Origin of the sequence: Micromonospora sp. NPDC051925, assembly GCF_044548625.1 — a bacterium.
Taxonomy (GTDB): domain Bacteria; phylum Actinomycetota; class Actinomycetes; order Mycobacteriales; family Micromonosporaceae; genus Micromonospora.
Genome location: NZ_JBIUCH010000040.1, coordinates 1 through 19,911, shown reverse-complemented (window position 1 = coordinate 19,911; position 19,911 = coordinate 1). Strand labels below are relative to the sequence as shown.

At 74.8% G+C, this 19,911-nt stretch carries 16 protein-coding genes; 7 read left to right on the top strand and 9 right to left on the bottom strand.

Annotated features, from left to right (window positions below; genetic code table 11):
• Positions 1 to 88: 88 nt before the first annotated feature.
• Entirely contained in the window at positions 89 to 1,036 is a 948-nt protein-coding gene (locus tag ACIG87_RS31615) for a hypothetical protein (protein ID WP_396855282.1), read from the top strand.
• A 793-nt stretch (positions 1,037 to 1,829) separates the two neighbouring features.
• Complete coding sequence (locus tag ACIG87_RS31610) at positions 1,830 to 2,696, top strand: aminoglycoside phosphotransferase family protein (protein WP_396855281.1); 867 nt, start codon at positions 1,830 to 1,832, stop codon at positions 2,694 to 2,696.
• A gap of 91 nt (positions 2,697 to 2,787) precedes the next feature.
• Here the strand turns inward: ACIG87_RS31610 and ACIG87_RS31605 are convergent, their stop codons facing one another.
• A complete protein-coding gene (locus ACIG87_RS31605) occupies positions 2,788 to 3,615 on the bottom strand; it encodes an Fpg/Nei family DNA glycosylase (RefSeq protein WP_396855280.1) in 828 nt (275 codons plus the stop codon).
• Between the two features lie 389 nt (positions 3,616 to 4,004).
• Between ACIG87_RS31605 and ACIG87_RS31600 the strand changes: the two genes are divergently transcribed.
• The 3 genes from ACIG87_RS31600 (at position 4,005) to rocD (ending at position 7,557) form a co-directional block, all read left to right on the top strand.
• Complete coding sequence (locus tag ACIG87_RS31600; RefSeq protein ID WP_396855279.1) at positions 4,005 to 5,147, top strand: thrombospondin; 1,143 nt, start codon at positions 4,005 to 4,007, stop codon at positions 5,145 to 5,147.
• Positions 5,148 to 5,530: 383 nt separating this feature from the next.
• On the top strand, positions 5,531 to 6,346 hold the full coding sequence (ddaH, locus tag ACIG87_RS31595) for a dimethylargininase (RefSeq protein ID WP_396855284.1): 816 nt from the start codon (positions 5,531 to 5,533) through the stop codon (positions 6,344 to 6,346).
• On the top strand, positions 6,343 to 7,557 hold the full coding sequence (gene rocD / locus ACIG87_RS31590) for an ornithine--oxo-acid transaminase (protein ID WP_396855278.1): 1,215 nt from the start codon (positions 6,343 to 6,345) through the stop codon (positions 7,555 to 7,557). The genes ddaH and rocD overlap by 4 nt, the downstream gene beginning before the upstream one ends.
• Before the next feature lie 63 nt (positions 7,558 to 7,620).
• On the opposite strand, the gene ACIG87_RS31585 is transcribed toward rocD, so the two are convergent.
• From ACIG87_RS31585 to ACIG87_RS31570, 4 genes are all read right to left on the bottom strand, one after another.
• Positions 7,621 to 8,772 (bottom strand): FHA domain-containing protein, encoded by a 1,152-nt coding sequence (locus tag ACIG87_RS31585; protein WP_396855277.1) that lies wholly within the window; start codon positions 8,770 to 8,772, stop codon positions 7,621 to 7,623.
• Positions 8,769 to 9,062 carry a 4a-hydroxytetrahydrobiopterin dehydratase gene (locus tag ACIG87_RS31580; protein ID WP_396855276.1) on the bottom strand — a complete coding sequence of 98 codons (294 nt, stop codon included), beginning with the start codon at positions 9,060 to 9,062 and terminating at the stop codon, positions 8,769 to 8,771. Before ACIG87_RS31580 ends, ACIG87_RS31585 begins: the two co-directional genes overlap by 4 nt.
• A gap of 212 nt (positions 9,063 to 9,274) precedes the next feature.
• A complete protein-coding gene (locus ACIG87_RS31575; RefSeq protein ID WP_396855275.1) occupies positions 9,275 to 10,324 on the bottom strand; it encodes a fatty acid desaturase family protein in 1,050 nt (349 codons plus the stop codon).
• Between the two features lie 118 nt (positions 10,325 to 10,442).
• On the bottom strand, positions 10,443 to 13,160 hold the full coding sequence (locus tag ACIG87_RS31570; RefSeq protein ID WP_396855274.1) for an SCO7613 C-terminal domain-containing membrane protein: 2,718 nt from the start codon (positions 13,158 to 13,160) through the stop codon (positions 10,443 to 10,445).
• A gap of 176 nt (positions 13,161 to 13,336) precedes the next feature.
• Here ACIG87_RS31570 and ACIG87_RS31565 point away from each other — a divergent pair, with 176 nt between their 5' ends.
• Complete coding sequence (locus tag ACIG87_RS31565; RefSeq protein WP_396855273.1) at positions 13,337 to 14,254, top strand: hypothetical protein; 918 nt, start codon at positions 13,337 to 13,339, stop codon at positions 14,252 to 14,254.
• A gap of 61 nt (positions 14,255 to 14,315) precedes the next feature.
• On the opposite strand, the gene cutA is transcribed toward ACIG87_RS31565, so the two are convergent.
• Genes cutA through ACIG87_RS31550 form a run of 3 tightly spaced genes read right to left on the bottom strand, consistent with a single transcriptional unit; the run spans position 14,316 to position 16,538 of the window.
• Positions 14,316 to 14,636, bottom strand: coding sequence for a divalent-cation tolerance protein CutA (gene cutA / locus ACIG87_RS31560; protein ID WP_396855272.1), 321 nt, complete (start codon positions 14,634 to 14,636; stop codon positions 14,316 to 14,318).
• Between the two features lie 52 nt (positions 14,637 to 14,688).
• Complete coding sequence (locus tag ACIG87_RS31555; protein WP_396855271.1) at positions 14,689 to 15,708, bottom strand: 1-acyl-sn-glycerol-3-phosphate acyltransferase; 1,020 nt, start codon at positions 15,706 to 15,708, stop codon at positions 14,689 to 14,691.
• Positions 15,708 to 16,538 (bottom strand): patatin-like phospholipase family protein, encoded by an 831-nt coding sequence (locus ACIG87_RS31550; RefSeq protein WP_396855270.1) that lies wholly within the window; start codon positions 16,536 to 16,538, stop codon positions 15,708 to 15,710. Before ACIG87_RS31550 ends, ACIG87_RS31555 begins: the two co-directional genes overlap by 1 nt.
• Before the next feature lie 190 nt (positions 16,539 to 16,728).
• Here ACIG87_RS31550 and ACIG87_RS31545 point away from each other — a divergent pair, with 190 nt between their 5' ends.
• The gene (locus ACIG87_RS31545) at positions 16,729 to 18,507 is read left to right on the top strand and encodes a protein kinase (protein ID WP_396855269.1); all 1,779 of its coding nucleotides are present in this window, start codon (positions 16,729 to 16,731) and stop codon (positions 18,505 to 18,507) included.
• Positions 18,508 to 18,569: 62 nt separating this feature from the next.
• On the opposite strand, the gene ACIG87_RS31540 is transcribed toward ACIG87_RS31545, so the two are convergent.
• A complete protein-coding gene (locus tag ACIG87_RS31540; protein ID WP_396855283.1) occupies positions 18,570 to 19,625 on the bottom strand; it encodes a glycosyltransferase family 4 protein in 1,056 nt (351 codons plus the stop codon).
• Between the last annotated feature and the right edge of the window lie 286 nt (positions 19,626 to 19,911).

The following is a 19,911-nucleotide window of genomic DNA, read 5'->3' as shown; positions in this document are numbered from 1 at the left end:
CCGCATCCGCCGAGCAGACCATGCTTTGTGAAGAGTTGTTGTCGCCATGGCGACAACAACTCTTCACAAAGCATGGTCTGCTCGGCGGATGCGGATGCCTGCCGACGACGATTCCGCCCTCGACTGGTTGCTCTTCGCGCAGGCCGGGGTGGTGAGCTGGGCGCAGGCCACCGGCGAACTCACCCCCGCCCGGGTACGCCACCTGCTGGCCACCGGCCGCTGGGAGCGGGTGTGCCGGGGCATCCTGCGAACCGGCAGCGGCCCGGTCACCTCGGAGCAGGCACGATGGGTGGCGGTGCTGGCTGCCGGTGACGACGCCGTCCTGGCCGGTCTCGCGGCAGCACAGGCGGGTGGGCTACGCGGGCGCTGGCGGCACGAAGCGGTGGACGTGCTGATCCCGTACCGGCGTCAGGCCCCAGACCTGCTACGCCGGCTGCCGCTCGGTATGCCGGCGGTGCGGGTACGACGGACCCGGCACCTCACCGACGACGACCGGCAGCGGGGGCGGCCGGACCGCACCACCATGGCGCGGTCGTTGGTGGACGCAGCGCAGTGGATGCGCAGCGACGACGAAGCGCAGGCGGTGCTGGCCGCCGGCTGCCAGCAGCGGCGGGTGACTCCCGGCGAACTCGACGCCGTGACCCGCCGCCTACCCCGCCTGCGCCGGGCGACCCTGATCCGGCACACCATCGACGACCTGGCCGGAGGGGCGGAAGCACTGTCCGAGATAGACCTGATCCGGCTCTGCCGGCGGTACGGGCTGCCCCGGCCGGAGTTGCAGGAACGGCGGCGGGACGCCAGCGGGCGGATGCGCTACCTGGACGCCTACTGGCGGCAGTGGGGACTGCACGTCGAGGTCGACGGGGCGCATCACATGGACGTGCGGCACTGGGCGGCAGATCTGCGCCGACAGAACGGGGTCTGGATCTCCGGGGACCGCATTCTGCGGTTCACCGCCTTCGACGTCCGCCACCGCCCCGACGAGGTGGCGGCCCAACTACGCGCAGCACTCACCGCCGCCGGCTGGCGCCCCTGACCAACCAGCCGCCCTGCCCCGCTCCGCTCTGCCCTGCCCCGGCCTGCCCTGCCCTGCCCTGCCTCGACCGTGTCCCCTACCCGACCCACCCGGTCCGCCCCCAGCCCGCCCGGCCTGCTCGCCCTCCTCGCCCGCCCTCCCCACCCACCCGGTCCGACCCGCCCGCTCAGTCCGACCCACCCGGTCCGACCTCAGCCCAGCCCGGCCCGACCTGCCAGCGCAGCTCACCCGACCGGCCTGCCAGCGCAGCTCACCCGACCCGTCCGCCCAGTCCGACCCACCCGGTCCGACCTCAGCCCAGCCCGGCCCGACCTGCCAGCGCAGCTCACCCGACCGGCCTGCCAGCGCAGCTCACCCGACCGGCCTGCCAGCGCAGCTCACCCGACCGGCCTGCCAGCGCAGCTCACCCGACCCGTCCGCCCGGTCCGACCCGCCCGCCCGGTCCGGCCCGCCCGCCCGGTCCGGCCCCAGCCCGGCCCGCCCCGCCCCGCCCAGCCTGCCCAGCGCAGCTCGCCCGACCGGCCCGACCGGTCCGACCCGCCCGGTGCGACCTGCCCGGTCCGACCCGCCCTCCCGCTCCGACCTGCCCCCGCAGCTCACCCGACTCACCCAACCCGACCTACCCGCAGCCCCACCCGCCTGGCCAGCCCGCCCGGCCTGACCTGCCTCGGCTCGTCCTCCCCGGCGGGCCACGCCCGGCCTGGCTCGGCGCGGCTGGCCCCGCGACCCACGATTGTGAAGAGTTGTTGTCGCCAGGGCAGCAACAACTCTTCACAATCCCCACAATGAGCGAGTGGAGATTCCGGCGGGGTTGTCGTGGGTACGGCAGCTGCCGGACGGACGAGGGTGGCTGACGGCGCTGCCCCGGTGGCGGGACGAGTGCGCGGCACGCTGGTCGCTGCGGCTCGGCCCGCCCTTCCCGTACGCGTTCGCCTCGCTGGCGATGCCGGCCGAACTGCCCGACGACACCCCTGCGGTGCTGAAGTTGCAGTATCCCGCCCCGGACAGCCGGCACGAGGCCGACGCCCTGGCGCACTGGGACGGTGAGGCGGCGGTCCGGCTGCTCGCCCACGACCCGAAGCGACGGGCGCTGCTGGTGGAGCGGTGCCGACCCGGCTCGCCGCTGTACGAACTCCCCTGCGACGAGGCGGTGGACGTGATCGCCGGCCTGCTGCCCCGGCTGTGGCGGCGGGCGGCCGGGCCGTTCACCCCGCTCGCCGAGGAGGCCACCGGCTGGCTGAACCGGCTGCCCGAGAAGTGGGAACGGGCCGGCCGGCCGTACGAGCGACGACTGGTCGACGCAGCCATCGACAAGCTTCGCTGGCTGATCGACAGTCAGGGTGAGCAGGTTCTGGTCAACCAGGACCTGCACGCCGGCAACGTACTGCGGGCGACCCGGGAGCCGTGGCTGGTGATCGACCCGAAGCCACTGCTGGGCGAGCGGGAGTTCGCGGTGGTGCCGATCGTGCGCGGTGTCGAGCTGGGGCACTCCCCCGAGGCGGTACGCCGGCGACTCGACCGGATCACCGGCGCGCTCGGACTGGACCGGGAGCGGGTGGTCGGCTGGACGATCGCTCACTGTCTCGCTTGGAGTCTCGACGGCGACACGGTCTTCACCAACCAGGTGGAGGTGGCCCGCTGGCTGGTCGCCGGCCACTGAGACCCCGACCCGCCGCACCGCCCCTCCGGCAGGCAACCACCGCCCTCCGGCAGGAGACGACCGCGCTCGGGCAGGAGACCACCGCGCTTCGTCAGGAGACCGCCGCGAGACCACCGCGTTGGCAGGTGGGGCACCAGTAGAGGTTGCGGCCGGCCAGCCCGCCCCGGCTGATCGGGCTGCCGCAGACGTGGCAGGGGGCACCGGGGCGGCGGTAGACGTACACCTCGCCGCCGTGCCGGTCGACGCGCGCGGGGCGGCCCATCGCCTCGGGCAGGTGGGCGTCGCGGACGGTGTCGATCCGGCCGCGCGCCACCGCCAGGGTCATCAGCTCCACCAGGTCGGCCCAGAGCGCTGCCCAGTCGGCCGGAGTGAGCTGCCGGCCGGGCAGCATCGGCGGCAGGCCGGCCCGGAACAGCGCCTCGGTCACGAAGATCAGCCCGGTGCCGGCCACCACCGACTGGTCCAGCAGCAGCGCGGCGAGCGGGGTGGAGCCGCGCCGGATCCGGGCGTACGCGCGATCGGGGTCGGCGTCGGCGCGCAGCGGGTCCGGCCCGAGCCGACCGCGCAGCGCCGCCACCTCGGGTGGGGTGAGCAGTTCACAGGCGGTGGGTCCGCGCAGGTCGAGCCAGTGCCGGTCGCTGGCCAGCCGCAACCGGATCTGCCCCACCGGTACGGGCGGCTCGCCGTCCCCGTCGCTGAACTTGCCGTACAGGCCGAGGTGGACGTGCAGGGTCCGCTCGTCGGCGTGGTGGTGCAGCAGATGCTTGCCGTACGCCTCGGTGCTGTCCAGGACGGTGCCGCAGAGCAGGGCGGCACCCTCGGTGAAGCGGCCCTGCGGGCTGCTGGCGGTGACCTTGTCCCCGGCGAACAGCTCGGCGTGCCGGGCCGCCAGGCGGTGGATGGTGTGTCCCTCTGGCACGGGTGCCAAGGGTAGCCAGGTGGCCCGACCCGGCCGACGCCGGTGCCGCCCGACCTCCGTCACGAACCCGATGGGAGGCGGAGGGGCGTCGGGAACTGCTCGGGCTCTCCGCTGCCCGCCGGCCACCAGACACCAGACACCCGCCACCCGCCACCGGCCACCCGCCACCGGCCACCACAACACCAAGCAGACCGGCCTTCGGCGCGCGGATCACTTCGGCGACGGTCAGCCGGCGAGCGGGCACGCACCGCCACGGCCGGGCACACCCGGACGGCCACCCGGGACAGCCAGAGTGTGGTCGATCGACGCGTGGGGTACATCCAGGTCGTTCCCGCGTGGCTGCCACCGACCCTTCCGAGGGCTCCACGCATCGACAAGGAGGTGTAGTGGTGAACGTTCCTTCGCTCTTGCGTCGCCGCGCGGCGCAGGACAGCAACGGTGACGGTGTGGTCGACGCGCGTGACGGGCAGCCGGTGGTGACCGACCGGGACGCCGACCGGGCGACGTACCGCAGCGGGTCGCTGGCCACCGACGGCGAGCGCGACGCCGACGCCGGGCGCCGCACCGCCGAGCGCAACGCCAGCGCCGCGAGCCAGACCAGCGCCGCGAGCCAGACCAGCACCGCGAGCCAGACCAGCGCCGCGAGCCAGACCAGCGCCGCGAGCCAGACCAGCGCCGCGAGCCAGACCAGCGCCGCGAGCCAGACCAGCACCGCGAGCCAGACCAGCGCCGCGAGCCAGACCGGCACCGCGAGCCAGACCGACGCCGAGCCGGGCACCGGCGTGCGCGACGCCAACGCCGAACGGCGCACCGCCGCACGCGAGGCCACCGCCGAGCCGGGCAACGGGGCGCGCGAAACCGAGCGGCGGGCGGCGGAGCGCGGCGCGCTGGCGCGGGCGGCGACCGCCCGCAGCGCCGTCGACGGCACGCGGAGCGCCGCTGCCGCCCGGCCCTCGACCGTCGACGACGAGCCGCGTACGCCGACCGACCCGATCCGGGTCGGCGACGCCGGCCCGGTCCGCACCGCAACGCGCCCGGTGGACCCGGATCGGCCGACCGACCGGGACCGGATGGCGCCCGTCGACCCGACCGACCGGAACCGGACGACCCCCGCCGGACCGGGCGGGGTCACCACCACCCGCCCTGCCGACCTCGATCGGGCCGACGCCGACAACGTCCGCCCGGAGCCGCCGGTGGTGGCCGGCCCGAAGCCGAGGACCAGTCTGCTCGCCACCCTCGGCCTGATCGTCTCGATCGCGGGCGCGGCGTTCGTGCTCACCGGAACCCTGGCCGGGTACGGCATCGCGCTCGGCGCGCTCGGCGCGATCTGCTCCGTGTTGGGCCTGATGGCGACCCGGCGTCGGCACGTGGCCGGCACGACGGACGCGCTGATCGGCGTGCTGGTCGGTCTGGCCGCGGTGGTGCTGGGCGTGGTCGCCTTCACCGGCCAGTTCGACTGGCCGACCACGGACGGCGACTGGGTGGCCCGGTTCCGCGAGTGGCTTGACTCACAGTTTGTGGATCGGTTCTGACGGGCACATTCGACCCCGCGGGCGGTTCGCCGGCAACGCTGGACCAGCCGGTTCGCCGGCAACGCCCGACCAGCCGGTTCGCCGGCAACGCCCGACCAGCTCTGGTGGTTCACCAGCCGGGCACCCATCCGTTCGGGGGCAGCGGTTCGCCGCCACCGATGCGCACAGGGGCCGTCACCTCCCGCCGGAGGTGACGGCCCCTTCGCTGTGCGCGCCTGCACAACGGATCGCCGCCGCAGGCGGACCACACGCAACGAACCGCTGCCGTACGCAAGTCTCGGTGGTGGTTGTCGTGCACCTGGGCCGCATACCGTTGAGCCACGGCGCCAGCCCGTGGGCCACGGTGGCCGGGCGCGCCCGACCCCGGGAGCAGGACAATGACGATGGACGCCACCAGCCAGCGCTTCCTGATGTGCCGGCCGACGTACTTCGCCGTCGACTACGCCATCAACCCGTGGATGGACCCGACCGCACCGGTCGACGCCGACCTGGCCATCCGGCAGTGGGAACAGCTCCGCCGGACGTACCTCGACCTCGGTCACACCGTCGAGTTGATCGACCCGGTCGCCGGCCTGCCGGACATGGTCTTCGCCGCCAACGGTGGCACGGTCATCGGCGGCAGGGCGATGGCGGTGCAGTTCCGCGACCCGCAGCGCGCCGATGAGGCCCCCGCCTACCGGGCCTGGTTCGAGGCCGCCGGCTTCGAGGTGTACGACCCGAAGCACGTCAACGAGGGCGAGGGCGACGTCCTCCTGGTCGGCGACCACCTGCTCGCCGGCACCGGGTTCCGCACCGCACCCGCCTCGCACGCCCAGTTGCAGGAGGTCTTCGGCTACCCGGTGATCACCATGCAACTGGTCGACCCGCGCTTCTACCACCTGGACACCGCGCTGACCGTGCTCGACGAGCGGACCGTGGCGTACCTGCCGGAGGCGTTCTCCCCCGGCAGCCGCGCGGTGCTGCGTCGGCTCTACCCGGACGCGGTCCACGCCACCATGGCCGACGCCGAGGTGCTGGGCCTGAACGCGGTAAGCGACGGCCGGCACGTGGTGCTGCCCGCGCAGGCCACCGGGCTGGCCGCGAAGCTGCGCGACCGGGGTTACCAGACCATCGGTGTCGACCTGTCCGAGCTGCGTAAGGCTGGCGGCGGACCGAAGTGCTGCACGTTGCGACTCCGTCAGGGAAAGGCGAGCCAGTGATCAGGGACATGCTGCGGACCCCGTCCGCCGTGCGGGATGCCGAGCGGCACACCGCGCACAACTACCACCCGCTGCCGGTGGTGATCTCCTCCGCCGAGGGCGCCTGGCTCACCGACGTGGACGGCCGCCGCTACCTGGACTGCCTCGCCGGCTACTCGGCGCTGAACTTCGGCCACCGGCACCCCACCCTGATCCGGGCCGCCCACGAGCAGCTCGACCGGCTCACCCTCACCAGCCGGGCGTTCATCCACGACCAGTTCGCCGACTTCTGCCGGGAGCTGGCCGCGTTGTGCGGCAAGGACCTGGTCCTGCCGATGAACACCGGCGCCGAGGCGGTGGAGACCGGCATCAAGGTGGCCCGCAAGTGGGGCTACCAGGTCAAGGGCGTCGCCGCGGGCCAGGCCAACATCGTGGTCGCCGAGGGCAACTTCCACGGCCGGACCACCACCATCGTCAGCTTCTCCACCGACGAGGATGCCCGGGCCGACTTCGGGCCGTACACCCCGGGGTTCACCGTGGTGCCCTACGGCGACCTGGCGGCGCTGGAGGCGGCGATCGACGAGAACACCGTCGCCGTGCTGCTGGAGCCGATCCAGGGCGAGCAGGGCGTGGTCCTGCCGCCGGAGGGCTACCTGCCGGGCGTACGGCGGGTCTGCACCGACCGCAACGTGCTCTTCGTCGCCGACGAGATCCAGTCCGGCCTGGGCCGGACCGGTCGCACCTTCGCCTGCGAACACGAGAACGTGGTGCCGGACGTCTACCTGCTGGGCAAGGCGCTCGGCGGCGGCATCGTGCCGGTCTCGGCGGTCGCCGCGAACGCCGACGTGCTCGGGGTGCTCAGGCCGGGACAGCACGGCTCGACCTTCGGTGGCAACCCGCTGGCCTGCGCGGTCGGCACCGAGGTGGTCCGGTTGCTGGCCACCGGCGAGTTCCAGCGCCGCTCCGCCGAGCTGGGCGAACGGCTGCGGGCCGGCCTGGAGGGGCTGCTCGGCAAGGGACTGGTCGCCGTCCGGGTGCGGGGCCTGTGGGCCGGGGTCGACATCGATCCGACCCTGATGAGCGGCCGGCAGGCGTGTGAGCGGCTGATGGAACGCGGCGTGCTGGCCAAGGACACCCACGGCTCGACCATCCGGCTGGCCCCGCCGCTGGTGATCAGCGAGGACGAGATCGACCTCGCGGTGGCGCAGCTCGCCGCCGTGCTGGCCGGCTGAGGTCGTACCCGACGGCGGGCGTCGGGACCGTGGTCCTGACGCCCGCCCTCGTACGTCTGCCGGTCAGTTGCGGGGCAGCCGCATCGCCATGGTGGGGGCCTCGGCCATCACCGACGTCGGGGTGAACGCCGCACCGGTGGGCAGCTCACGGGCCCGGCCGATCTGCACACCGGGATACAGCTCCACCATGTCCGCGCCGCCGAGCACCCGGGACTGTTTCGGGGCCAGCGGGACGCGCTCCGCCTCGGTCATCGAGCCGCTCGGCCGGATGCCGGAGCCGTTGGTGCTGACGTCCGTCACGATCACCTCGCCGACCCGCAGCTCGAACCGGACATGACCCCGGCTGATCCACCGCCGCGCCTCGTCGTTGAGCCACTGGCCGAGCATGACGCCGCCGGACTCCTCGGGGGCCCGGCCGACCACCACCGGCTGTTCCTCGGTGAGCACGAACCGGCGACGGATCAGGCCACCGATCCGGATCGCCAGCACCTCGCTACGCGGGCGCGGCCCGGCGTCGGAGAGCCGCGCGCCGTGCCGGGGGCAGGTCGGCACACCGTTGCGCAGGGCCGGCGGCGGCTGACCGGCCGGGGCGCGGTCCACCCGGGCCAGGTCGGCGAACGCGCCGCCACCGCCACCGCCGCCGAAGAGCGCACAACCCGGCTCCGGGCAGCGCCACTGTCGGGCCAGCAACTGCCCGCCGACCGGGGACCGATCCCCCTCGACCGGGGTGTGCCCGCCACCGACGTGCGCGACGAAGGCCGGACCACCGGCGCCGGGCACCGGGGCGACGACCCGCCCCGGCTGCTCCACCAGCCACGGGAACCGGCCCCGCAGGCCGTCGAGACGGACCCGGCTGACGACTGGCAGGCCGAGCAGGTCGGCCACCTCCAGCATCCGGTCACCCGGATTGTCGAGCACCTCGACCAGGCCGTCGTCGGCCCACCGGCGGACCACCATCCGCTCGTTGGAGGTGAGGTCGGCATCCGAGAGCAGGGCCCGGTGCACCACGGCGTAGACCGGGACGCTGTCCTCCTCCAGCTCACGGGAGAGGGCGTCGATCACCATGCCGAGCCGCAGCAGGCTGGCCGGCCGGCCACCGTCGAGGTCCTGGTAGCGGATCACCTCGGCCAGGTCGAGCACGGCTCGGGCCAGGGACGGGTCGGTGCAGACCCGTCCCTCGATGGCGTCCAGCACCTTGCTGATCTCGAATCTCATACCGCGCTCCGGAGGATGTCGTCGATCCGCCCGGCCAGCACGATGTCACGGTGGGTCACCCCGCCGGCCGAGTGCGTGACACAGCGGAAGGTGAGGGTCCGCCATCGGATGTCGATGTCGGGATGGTGGTCGAACTCCTCGGCCACCGTCGCCACCCGGTCCACCACCGCGATGGCGTCCGGAAAACTGCCGAGCTGCACGGTACGACCGATGCCGGTCGGATCCCCCGACCAGTCGGTGAGCCCGCCCAGCTCTTCTCGCACCGCGTCCGCGGTGAGCAGGTCTGCCATGGCCCGACCCTACCGGTGGCGGCTCCAACGGGTCGGAACGCGCCACCGGCCGGGACGTCCACGACTCCCGCCGCACGATCAGGAGAGCCGGAGCGACGCCTGCTTCGGTCAACCGGGGCGGTGCTGGCCCACCCGAGGTGGCCGGCGGCGGGCACCCGACCGGCGGGACGCCAGCCAGGCCGCCCCACCGGTCGTTCCGCCCACCGCCCGGATCAGCCGCGCAGCGGCCGTCCCACCTCGTGCAGGTGCGCCAGCGCCATCCGGTACGACTCGATCAGGCCGGTCTCGGTGTACGAGACGCCGTGCTCGGCGCAGTACGCCCGAACGATCGGCTTCGCCCGGCGCAGGTTGCCCCGCGGCATGTTGGGGAAGAGGTGATGCTCGATCTGGTGGTTGAGCCCGCCGAGCGCCACGTCCACCCACCGGCCACCACTCACGTTGCGCGAGGTCAGCACCTGCTTGCGGAGGTAGTCCAGCTCGTCGTCGCCGGATGGCATCGGCATCCCCTTGTGGTTCGGGGCGAATGCGCAACCCATGTAGAGCCCCCAGAGCCCCTGGTGAACGGCGGCGAAGGCGAGCGCCTTCAGCGGTGACATCACCGCGAGCAGCAGCCCCAGGTAGCCGACCGTGTGCACGGCGAGCAGCAGCAGCTCGACCGCCCGGTGCCGGACCGGCGTCCGCCAACCGCCGGTGGAGTCCCGGCCGAGCAGCGACTGGAGGCTCGCCACGTGCAGGGCCAGCCCCTCCAGCAGCAGCATCGGGAAGAACAGCCAGGCCTGCCGGCGGGCCAGCCAGCGGCCCAGCCCCTTGGTCGCCGCCGCCTGCTCGTACGTCCACACCAGCGCGCCCGCCCCGACGTCCGGGTCCTCGTCGGCGTGGTTCGGGTTGGCGTGGTGCCGGTTGTGCTTGTCCACCCACCAGCCGTAGCTGAGCCCGACCGCCAGGTTGCCGGCGAGCAGCCCGGCCACCTCACTCGGGCCGCGCCGACGGAACATCTGCCGGTGCCCGGCGTCGTGCCCGAGGAACGCCACCTGGGTGGTCGCGACCGCCATGCCCACCGCCAGCAGCGGTTGCCACCAGGAGTCGCCGACCGCCACCACCACGGCCCAGCCGCCCAGGAAGATCGCCGCGGTGAACGCGATCCGGACCGCGTACCGGGCTGGCCTGCGACGCAGCAGCCCCGCCGCATTGATTTCTCGGGACAGCGCCGCATAGTCGCTGCCCCGCCGGGCCGGCTGGGCCGCCACAGCCGAAGTCGCCATCAGATCTCCTTGTCCGTTGGGCTCGTCCGGACGGCGAGCCTTCCACCAAGTCTGCGCGAGATCATGGCGTTGGGTAATCCCGGTAATACCCCTATTAATGGTGGTGCTGTCTCCACCGTCAACCCATCCGGCCCAACGCGACCCGCAGCCGGGCAAGGTCGCGGCGACGCCGCTCGTAGGTGGCGGCCAACGCGATCAGCGCCAGGCCACCGGCGGCCAGGTAGCTCCACCGGGGCAGCAGGTCCCAGCTCAGCACCAGTTCGTGCAGTGCCAGCAGGGTCAGCACCGCCCCGCCGAGCAGCACCGGCGCCTGCCAGCGCCGGACGGCCCCGCCGAGCACCACCACCAGCGCCGCCACGCCGACCAGCAGCCGACGCCACGGCTGCGGGTCGGGCACCCCGAGCACCGAGGCCAGGCTGGGCAGCAACCCGGCGGCGAGCCCCGGCCCGAGCGCCAGCCAGCTGGTCAGCCCCGGACGGGCACGCAGCGCCACCGTGCCCGCCGCCAGCGCCAACCCCGCCGCGGGCACGGTGTACGCCTCCAGCAGCACCACCTCGCCGGTCGTGAGCAGCAGCCAGGTGCCGAGCAGTTCGCTGACCCCGGCGACGGCGGCGAACGCCCAGCGGGCCGGGGTGGACTCGCTCCGGCGCAGCACCCGCAGCGCGACGGCGACGCCCCAGAGGATGCAGACCGCTGCGGCGTGTCGTGGCGCGCCGACGGTGAGCAGCAACGCCACCAGCGCCAGCGCCTGCGCGACCGCCTCGAACGCCCGACGGGCCAGCCGCCGGTCGGCGGGGCCGCCCGGAAGCCGGCCGGCCAGCACCGGCCCGCCGAGGAGCACCAGCACCGCCACCCCGAGCACCGTGAAGCCGGACGCCTGGAGGGGCAGCTCGGCGGCGAGCGGCGCGGTCACCGCGAGGCAGGCCGCCGAGCCGATCGCGGCCAGCCAACCGAGCAGCCGCAGCGCGGCGCTCCGGCCCGCAGCACCCACCACCGCCGCCGCCACCACCAGCAGTCCCAGCCCGGCGAGCGTGCCGGCCCGGGTGGCGAGGAGTCCGGCCAGGCCGGCACCGGTCCAGAGCAGCCCCACCGGCACCACGACCAGTGCGGTCGGCACCCGCCGGCCGGTTGCCGGGCGTCCCGGCACCGCCGGATCGCCCGACGCGGTCAGGCCACCGGGATCGCCCGGTCCGGTGAGCGCGCCGACGAGCAGCGCACCGACCCCGGTCAGCAGGACCACCGCCGGCACCGCCGGCCAGGGCGCCCGCACCGCCACCAGCAGCACCGGCGGCACAGTTGCCAGGAACGGCAGCGCGACCAGCGCGGGTACGGCCCGGCCGCCGACCGTCCGCCGGGCGACCAGAGCCGCGGTGGCCGCCAGCACCAACAGGGCCACCGCGCCGGCCGGCGCACCGGGGAACGGTGCGCTGCCGGGTGCCCCGGCCCACGGTCGGACCAGTTCGCCGTACGGGACGAGCAGCGCCCGGAGCGCCTCCGGCGCGACGGCCAACACCGCCAGCACCGCCGACCCGCCACCGACGAGTCGAGCGGGCACGGCCCGGCCCGTCCGGCTCGCCCGGTCGGCGGGGTGGGCCGCCGGCACGCCGCCCCGGCCCGCCAGCACCAGCAGGAGCACGGCGAGCGCGGCGTAGAGCGCCACCGGTTCCCGCCCCGGCCCGATCAGCGCGGCCGGGCCGGGCACGGCGAGCGCCAGGGCGAGCGCGGTGCCGGCGTACCCCTCGAGGTCGGGCCGGAGCCGGCGGACGGCGAGGAGCACACCCAGCAGCAGCGCGGCGGCGACGCTTCCGGCGCGCAGCTGCCACCAGGCCGGCGTGCCGGCCGCGTGCAGCGCGACGGCCACCACGGTCGGCGCGGCGAGCAACGCGGCCACCAGGGCGGTCCCGGCCACCGCGTGCGGCACCCCGGGGCCGCGGCCGGCGACGACCGGTGCGGCGAGACCGACCACCAGCACCGCGCCGAGCGCCGCCAGGGTGCCGCCCGGCGCGGCCAGGCCGACCAGCAACCCGTGGACGGTCAACGCGGCGGCGGCCGACGCGCCGACCAGCACCGTCGACACGCGGTGACCCGGACGCAGCACCATGGTGAGCAGCACCGCGCCGACCACCAGGTCGACCGCGAGGGTGGCTGGCCACGGGGTGGCCGTCACCGCCGGCAGCGCGGCAGCGGTGAACACCACCCCCAGCAGCACGGTCACCGGGCGGGCGCCCTTCGGCAACAGCAGCGCGACGGCACCGACGGCGAGGACGACGACGAGCGGGAGCTGCCAACCCCAGGAGAGGTCGGGACCGGCTGCGGCACCCCGCCACGGGGGCAGCGACCGGGTCGCCGCGAGCACCGCGAGGACCCCGGTGGCGAGCACGCCGACCTGGGCCGACCCACCCGCCACCAGCAGCGCGCCGAACCGGGGGCCGATGCGGTGCCGCTGGGGGAGCAGCCGGACCGCGCCGGCCAGGCCGGCCGCCACCAGGCCGGTGGCGAGCAGCAGGAAACCGGCCCCCAGCTCGGCCACCGGGCGCAGCAGCGCGGCAGCCAGCAGCGGTACCAGCAGCCCGGCGGCGACCTGACGGAACAACCGGCCACCGGCGGCCAGCGCCGCGCCGGACAGGACCAGCCCGACGCCGAGCAGCGGCAGGCCGGCGAGCAGTGGCTGACCGGCGGCCCGACCCAGGGCCAGCGGCACCAGCGCACAGCTCGCGGCCACCGTCGCCGCACCGCCGAAGCCGAGCCAGGCGAGCACCCGGCCGGCGACCACGGTGGCGGGCCCGCCCGGGTCGGCGACCGGCCCCCCGCCGGCCGCCGATACCCCGACCCGCACCCCGGTGGGGGGGGGGGGGGGGGGCCCCCGGCCCCCCCCCCCCCCCCCCCCCCCCCCCCCGCGGCGCCCCCCCCCCCCCCCCCCCCCCCCCCCCCGCACCCCCCGGCCGATGGCGCAGCGCGACCACCACCACGAGGTCGAGCAGCGCCACCCCGAGGAACACCAGCGTCCAGCCGGTGGCCCCGGGCCGGGACTGCGCCGCCGCCAGCGGCAGCACCGGCTGGACGACGAGCAGTGCCGCGAACCACGGCACGGTGAGCCGACTGAGCAGGGCGTACCCGGCGGCGACCGCCGCGCTGATCCCACCGACCATCGCGGCGTACCGGGTGCCCGGCCAGTTCGCCGTGCCGAGCAGGTTCACCGACCAGGCGGCGTACCCGTCGAGGACCACCAGCAGCAGGCCCACCGCGGCGAACGTCTCGGCGGTGCCGCGCAGTCCGCGCCACTTCGCCACCAGCGGTACCGCCAGGGCGAGCACGGTGAACGCGGCCAGGATCAGTGCCCGGCCCGCCACCCCCACCGCCGCCCAGGCGACCGCGGTGAAGACCACCGCCGCCGTGCCGAGCAGGAGGCCACCGAGGACGAACAGCAGCCACTGGATCGTCCGGGTCGAGGTCTCCGGGCGGCCCGGCGTACCCCCTGCTGCGGTCGGCGGCACGGACCTGGCCGCTGCGGTCGGCGGCACGGACCCGGCCGGTGGTGCGAAGCCGGCCGGTGGTGCGAAGCCGGCCGGTGGTGCGAAGCCGGCCGGTGGTACGAAACCGCCGGACGCGACGACACCGGCCGGACGCACCGGCACCCCCGGGCGGAGGGCGGGACGCGCCGGGCTGCCGGCCGGTACGGCACCGACGGGCGTCGGCGCGGGGATCTCGCGGCGGATCCGGGCGGCCAGTTCCGCCCGCTGGTGCTGCGCGGCGAGCAGCCGCGAACCGAGCCCCTGGTACGCCTCCCGGGCCCGCTCGACCTCCCGGCCGAGCGCGACGATCTCCCGGTCCAGCCGGACCACCTCGGCGGCGGGCGGGTACGGCCCGAACCCACAGCCGGCACACCCCCGGGTCAGCTCGGCGGGCGCGCCGCAGCGGGGGCAGGGGTAACCGGTGTTCTCCACCCGGCCATCCTGCCCGTGGGCAGGGCGTCCGGCCAGAGTGCCCGTACCTAGGTACGGGTGGTCTCGTGCACCCAGACGGCGTACGCCGGGTCGCCGCTCTCCACCCGGGTGACCAGGATCTCGGGCACCTCGTACGGATGGTTGGCCCGGATCTGGCCGACCAGCGCCGTCACCCGGTCGGGCACGGTCTTGAACTGCACCGACCACTCGGTGCTGGTCTCCACCCCGGCCCGCCACCAGTACGTGCTGTCGACCTGGCCGCCGACCTGGGCGCAGGCGGCCAGTCGCCCGGCCACCGCGGCAGCCGCCATCAGGTCCGCCACGGAGCGTGAGTCCACCACCGTCGTCACCACGCAGATCTGGTCCACCTGCGCACCCTACGTGGGAACGGTGTCGAACCGGTCGACCGTCACGGTGCGTCTAGTCGCTGGTCACGCCGTCCCGGTTGGCGGCGATCCACCTGTCGATCCGGTCCCACCAGTCGAAGAGCCAGTCGATCCGCTCCTGCCGGCCGACCGGGACGTCCTCCGGGGGCACCGACCAGAACCGCATCACGATCCGCTTGTCCATCGGCAGTTCACGCCAGACGTCACCGACGGTGAGCATCCGGTCCAGGCCGGTGTGCGCCACGAAAATCACTCCGGCGTCCGGCGCGGCGTCCAGGGCGGCGAGCACCCCACCGGGCTGCGGGGCGAGCACGTGCTGCATCCGCTCGGCGCGCACCGCCATCCGTTCCAGGCCGAGCGCGCGCAGCCGGGCGATGGCCCGCAACCGCCTACCGGGGGTGAAGTTGCCGCCCTCCGGAAAGATCACGAAGGCGTCGTCGTCGTCCAGGTCGGTGGCGAGGTGACCGATCTGCCGGACCGCCGAGTCGCGGCCGTCGCCGGGGGCGATGAAGCGGTTGGGCAACCGGTTGAGCAGCACGTCGATCGCCGGATCCCACTGGAGGGTCTCCTTGAGCACGATCCGGGGCTCCCGCTTGAACCAGTTGACCAGGGAGTGGATCAGGATGAACGAGTCACCCGGGCCGGCGTGCCGGCACAGCACCAGCTCCGGCCGGCCGGGCAGCGCGGTGTCGGGGTCGGTGCCGACCACGTCGATGCTCAACCGCAGCGTCCACCGGGCCTGCCAGAAGAGGGCCTGGAGGAACCGGCCGGCGAGCACGTAGTGCGCCCGCTGGAAGGCCGGTGAACGCCTCCACCGGCCGAACCCCGAAGCCAGCCAGAGCCCGAAGAGGGCGAGCAGCGCCGCGGCGTCCCAGAGCAGGTAGACGCAGCCGATCCAGAGCAGCCGCAACGGGCGCAGCCGGCCCGGCACGAACGGCGACACGGCCAGCGCGAGCAGCGCCCAGACCGGCACGGTGGTCAGCACCGCGATCGCGAGCAGGATCACCCCGGGCGCCAGCAGCAGCCGACGTACCCACCGTGGTGGCAACGGCATCAGCGGTCCAGCGTCGCCAGGTAGTGCCGGGAGGCGGTGTAGGCGCGGCTGATCCGCCGCCCCACCGCCGCCATGTCCCGGTAGGCCCACGGGCTGTCGTCGCGCGGCTCCAGCCCACCGGTCGGCAGGACGTGCACCTGCACCCCCTCGGGCAGGGCGGCCAACTCCCGGGCGAACCGGTGCCGGCGGGCGATCTCGAACGCGACCTGGGCGATCTCCCAGGGCCGCCGGGGCGGCGTCAGCTCCCGTTCGATCCGGCCCACCTGGAGTACGAAGATCTGCCTCGCGCCGACCGCGACCGCCTCGCCGATCGGGATCGAGTTGACGATCCCGCCGTCGATGTAGTGCTGGCCGTCGATCTGCGCGGGCGGCAGCAGCCCGGGAACGGAGGCGGAGGCGAGCACCGCCGGCACCACCGGTCCGGTGTGGAACCAGTGTTCGGCGGCCCGCTCGATGTTGGCCGCGCAGCAGCGGAACGGCACCTTCAGGTCGGCGAAGGTGGTCTCGGCCCCCAGTTCGCCCTCCAACAGCTTGCGCAGCGGCCGGGGCGAGTGCAGGTGGGTACGGGCGGCGAACCGACGCAGTTGCCGGGCGACCGAGTCGCCGTACACCTCGCTCGCCTCCGGCGAGGCCCACAGCCGTACCAACCGGTCGGTGACCGCCTCGGACGGGTCGGCGGCGACCAGCGCGCCGTTGACCGCGCCGATCGAGGTACCGAGCACGACGTCGGGGCGGACCCGGGCCCGGAACAGGGCACGCAGCATGCCCACCTCGACCGCGCCGAGCACTCCCCCACCGCCGAGCACGAACGCCACCGGACCGCCACTCATGTCGTTCATCCTGGCACGCCGCCGCCCGCACCCGCGGCGCAGCCGCTGGTCACCGCCGCCGACCGCACATCGATGGCGGTGGGCGAACAGCCCACCGCGGAGGGTGATCAGGTAATTGGACAGCCGTTGACAGGGGGGACACATTCCCGCAACCTGACACCACCCCGACCCCAGGCAGGTGCGAACACTGATGGCAGCCCTGAACGCCGGTAGGTTGCTGGCCCGCAGGTACCGGCTACTCGACAGGATCGGGGCCGGCGGGATGTCGGTGATCTGGCGGGCCCGCGACGAGGTGCTCGATCGGGTCGTCGCGATCAAGGTGCTCGCGCCGTCGTTGGCCGCCGACGCCCGCTTTCGGGACATGGTCCGCGAGGAGGCGCGTTCCGCCGCCCAACTGGTCCACCCGCACGTGACCTCGGTGCACGACTACGGCGAGGCGCTCGCCCCGGACGGCGAGATCACCTCGTTCGTGGTGATGGAGCTGCTCACCGGCGAGGAGTTGGAGCACCGGCTGACCGAGGGGCCGTTGCCCTGGCCGGAGGCGGTCGAGGTGAGCGCCCAGGTGGCCGAGGCGCTGGCGGCGGCGCACCGGCTTGGCATCGTGCACCGGGACATCACCCCGGCGAACGTGATGATGACCCGGGTCGGTGCCAAGGTGCTCGACTTCGGCATCGCCACCCAGGTCGGCACCCCCGACGACGACGAGGACGGCGGCACCTTCGGCACCCCGGCGTACGTGGCGCCGGAGCGGCTGGACGGGGCGCCGGCCCAGCCGTCGACCGACGTCTACTCCCTCGGCGTGCTCCTCTACGAGACGCTGACCGGCCAACCGCCGTACCCGGCGGAGACCTGGGAACAGCTCGCCGTCGCGATCGCCGACGAGCAACCGCCGTCGCTGGGCGGCGTGCCGGGGCTGCCCCCGGTGGTGGTCGACATCTGCCTGCGCTGCCTGGCCCGTGACCCGCACGAGCGACCGACCGCATATCAGGTCGCCGCCGCGCTCCGGGACCAACTGCTGCCGGGCGACCCGCAGGCGGCCACCATGCTCTCCCCGACGGTCACCCTGCCCTCGGTCGCCAACCCGCCCGGCCCCACCGCAGCCAGGGCCACCGTCACCGGCGGCAGCGCACCGGAAGCCGGGTCCGACCCCACTGCCGGCGTCGGGACTGCCGGAGGGTTCGGATCCGGGGCAGCCGCAGCGCTCGGCGTGGGAGCTGGCACCAGCGGCGCAGCGGGCGACCGGACCGTGGGGGCCGCAAAGACCGGAGCCAGTGCCGTCGGTGGGATCGGAGCCGGTGCCGTCGGTGGAGCCGGAGCCGGTGCCGTCGGCGGGGCCGGAGGTCGGATCGCCGCGAGCAGCGGCGCAGGGAGCAACGGCGCGGGGAGCAACCGCGCAGCGAGCGGCGACGCGGGGGAAGGGCCTGCCGAGCCGGAGCTGCCGCCGTCGCGTCGCCCGCTGCTGGCGGTGGGCGCGCTGGTCGTGCTGACCGCCGCGGCGGTCCTGCTCGCCCCATTCCTGGAGTCGGGAACCGGCACGCCACCGGTCGCCCGGCCGACCGAGGCTCCGGCGACCGGTCCGTCGCCACCGCGCACCCAGCCACCGGCGGACCCCACGTCGCCGCCGGCTCCCCGAAAGGCCACCACCACCACGCCCCCGCCGCCCCGTCCGCAGCCGACCCCGGACGGCGGACAGGGCGGCGGCGGGCTGACCGAGGCGGCCGACCGGATGCGCCGGCTGATCGACAACGGGGTCCGCACCGGCCAGGTCCGCGACGACGTCGGCGTGGACCTGCGCAACGTGCTCGCCAACCTGACCCGGGCAGCCGCCGAGGGCCGGTCCGACGTACCCGCGCAGGTGGCCGCGCTCCGCGAGAAGGTCACCCGGCGGGTCGACGAGGGGGGCATCACCCCGACGTACGGCCGCCAGCTCGACGCCGCCGCCCGGGAGCTGGCCGCGACCGCCGTCTGACGACCTGCACCGTCCGGGCCGGCAACGACCCCTCTCCGTTCCCCTCCGTACCCGCCGCCCGGTCAGCGGGTACGGAGGGGAACGGGCTGGTAGGTGGGCGGGGCCGTGCCGGACGCGACGGTGCGGTAGACCGCCTCGTAACCGCGCGCCATCCGCTCCGTGGAGAAGTTCTCGGCCACGTGTGCGACGCAGGCCGACGGGTCGATCCGGACCACCTCGCGCAGCGCCGCCGACAGTTCCCCGGCACTGTCCCGGATCAGCCCGGTCACGCCGTCGACCACCACTTCCGGCACCGCGCCCCGGCGCAGCGCCACCACCGGCGTGCCGGTCGCCATGGCCTCCACCATCACCATGCCGAACGGCTCCTCCCACTGGATCGGCATGATCAGACAGCGGGCGTCGACCAGCAGTCGCAGCGTCGCCTCCCGGTCGGCGTTCTTGATCACGTTGACGTCGTCGCCGAGCATCGGCTGGACCACCTCGGCGAAGTAGTGGCGCTCGGCGGGCTCGTTGCACTTCCCGGCCAGGGTGAGCGACAGGCCGGCTGCCCGACAGGCCCGGATCGCCAGGTCGGGGCCCTTGTCGGGGCTGAACCGGGCCAGCCAGAGCACCGGGCCCCGGCCGGGTTCCCGCTTGACCGGCACGTCCCGGCCGTCCAACGCGTTGTGCACCGTACCCACCCAGGGCAGGCCGGGGTTGGCCCGACGTTGGGCGTGCGAGATCGCCACCAGGCCCACCCCGTGGTCGGTGTCGCTGAGCACGGCCCCGTACTCGCCGACCGGGTTGCCGTGCACGGTGGCCACGGTGGGCACCGCCCGACGGCCGGCGACCAGCGGACCGATCGTGGTGTGGTCGTGGATCACGTCGAAGTCGGCGGCGGAGATCAACTGGTTGGCGCGGGCCAGGTGGGCCAGTTCGGGCAGCGACTCACCGAGCCGGTCGTACTGCACCTCGCCGATCGTGGAGACGAAGTCGGCGGCCGTCCCGTGCTGCCGGCCGGCCCCGAAGAGAGTCACCTCGTGACCGTGCGCGATCAGCGCGTCCACCAGCCCGTGCACCACCTGTTCCAGCCCGCCGTACCCGGGTGGCGGCACCGACAGCCACGGCGGGACCAGCATCGCTATCCGCAGCGGTGGCCCGGACGGTGGGCGTTCCGACGGACGGTGGGTCACTGCCACGAATCCTCCCCCGTTGTCCCGATGCGGGATCGGCGGCGATTTCCCCCTGGCAGGACGGTCAAACGCACCCCGGGCGGGTGAGCCCCGCCCGGGGTGCGTGCGGCGGGGGGGGGGGGGGGCCACCCCCCTGGGGCCCCCCCCCCCCCCCCCGGGGGGGGCGGGGGGGGTGGTATTACGGGTCGGCGCGCGTGTCGGGTTGCGGCGCCAAGGCCCCCAATCGCGTGTT